This is a genomic window from Psychrobacter sp. T6-1 (assembly GCF_052258445.1).
Map to the genome: position 1 here is coordinate 1 of NZ_JBQQFC010000381.1, position 2,022 is coordinate 2,022.

General features: G+C 47.8%; 2 protein-coding genes. Both read left to right on the forward strand.

The features are described 5' to 3' along the window. Positions 1 to 1,040, forward strand: a 1,040-nt coding sequence (gene priA / locus ACTXGO_RS13015) for a replication restart helicase PriA (protein WP_443574821.1), incomplete at its 5' end; no start/stop codon positions are given. A gap of 98 nt (positions 1,041 to 1,138) precedes the next feature. Further along, positions 1,139 to 2,022: cation diffusion facilitator family transporter (locus ACTXGO_RS13020; RefSeq protein WP_443574822.1), on the forward strand; the 884-nt coding region annotated here is incomplete at its 3' end.

Sequence of the window (2,022 nt, forward strand, 5' to 3'; positions counted from 1 at the left end):
CGCAAGATGACGGCGAGCGTTTTGATACGGGGCTTACCGATGCACTTATCAGTGCGATCAAGCAAACACTTGAGGCGGGCGATCAGGTGCTCATATTTTTGAATCGCCGCGGTTATGCGCCTGTGCTCTTGTGTGAGGCTTGCGGCTGGCAAGCGGACTGTCCGCGCTGTGACGCACACCTAACCGTTCATTATAATAGACACAGCTCTTATCTAAAGTGTCATCACTGCGACTGGCAAGCGTATATTCCAACGACGTGCCCTGATTGCGCCAGCCTCAATCTAGACGCCAAAGGTATGGGCACTACCCGTCTAAGCGACAATCTCCATGCGATTTTTGCCAATCCACAAACCAGCAAAGATATCTACCCTATTATCCAAATTGATCGTGATACCACGCGTCGCAAGGACAGCTGGGAGAAGATATATCAGCGCATTAATGAAGGCAAGCCTGCCATTTTGGTCGGTACGCAAATGGTCGCCAAAGGGCATCATTTTCCCAACGTCACGTTAGTTTGCCTGCCTAATGCTGATCGCGGTTTTTTGTCGGCTGACTTTCGCTCACCTGAGCATACCGCGCAGCTGATGATTCAGGTTGCAGGTCGCGCAGGTCGCGGGGACAAACCTGGACGGGTGCTCATTCAAACCCTGCAGCCTGACAATGCGCTGCTGTTAAAATTGGTCAAAGACGGCTATTTATCTTTTGCGCGTACGCTATTACAAGAGCGCAAAATGATGGGCTTACCGCCCTTTAGCCATGCAGCGCTCGTCCGCTGCGAAGGCAAAACCTTGGCGGCGACCACGCAAGCCCTGAATGATGCCGTTGCTAACTTGCCAAAACCGCATCATTTAGCCGTGCTCGGTCCTATCGATGCGCCTATGAGTAAAAAGAACAGCCGCTATCACTCGCAATTGTTGTTACTTGCCAAAGATCGTCAGCAGTTGCACCGCGTACTACAAGCATGGTGGCAACTTGTACTCGCTATGCCAAGCGCTAAGTATCTCAAGCTAACCTTAGATATCGACCCTGTGGGCTGGTAGTTTTAAGGGTTTACCTTATTTATAAGCGGTATGAATATGTTAAATTTAGAATAGTGTTATCCTTATTAACATTAATATAATCAACTTTGAGTATGGTTATGAATCAAAACAATCCTAATACTGATACTAACGCTAATACTGAACACGACAATCACAGTGCACATGATGAGCACGATGGGCATAGCGATCATAACCATCAAAAAATCTATACCATCGATACCCAAGATAGTCACGATCATGACGAGCATCTAGAGCAGACTACGCCGCCGCGCGATACTAAAGGCTATCAACGTACTTTGCTCATTAGCTTCTTGATTATCACAGGCTACATGTTCATTGAAGCTATTGGCGGCTGGTTGACAGGCAGCTTAGCGCTTCTATCAGATGCAGGACATATGCTAAGTGATGCCATCGCTCTTGGTGCAACTTTGCTGGCTTTTAAGATTGGCGAGAAGACCGCGACTCACCAAAAAACCTTTGGCTATAAGCGTTTTGAGATCTTAGTCGCTATGGTCAATGGTGCTACTCTGGTCATTATTGCGGTGATGATTTTTTATGAAGCGGTTAAGCGCTTTAACACCCCAATTGAAATCGCCAGCCAAGGCATGCTGATTATTGCCACAATCGGGATGCTAATCAATATTTTGGTAGCGTGGTTGATGCACAGGGGTAGTAGCGGCTCAGACGATCACAACCACGGCGCAAGCGATAGTCAACCCTCTAACGCCAAAGAACCCGTCAATCTCAATATGCAGAGTGCGTATTTGCATGTCTTAAGCGATCTTTTGGGCTCAGTCGCTGCTATTATTGCTGCGCTACTGATGATAGGTTTTGGCTGGATATGGGCAGATGCGGTCGCCTCCGTCATCGTCGCAGTACTGATTTTAGTCAGTGGTTATCGCGTAGTGCGCGACTCTGTGCATATCTTGATGGAGGGTACACCTAGTAACATATCACTGGTCAATGTTGAGCAGCAGCTAGT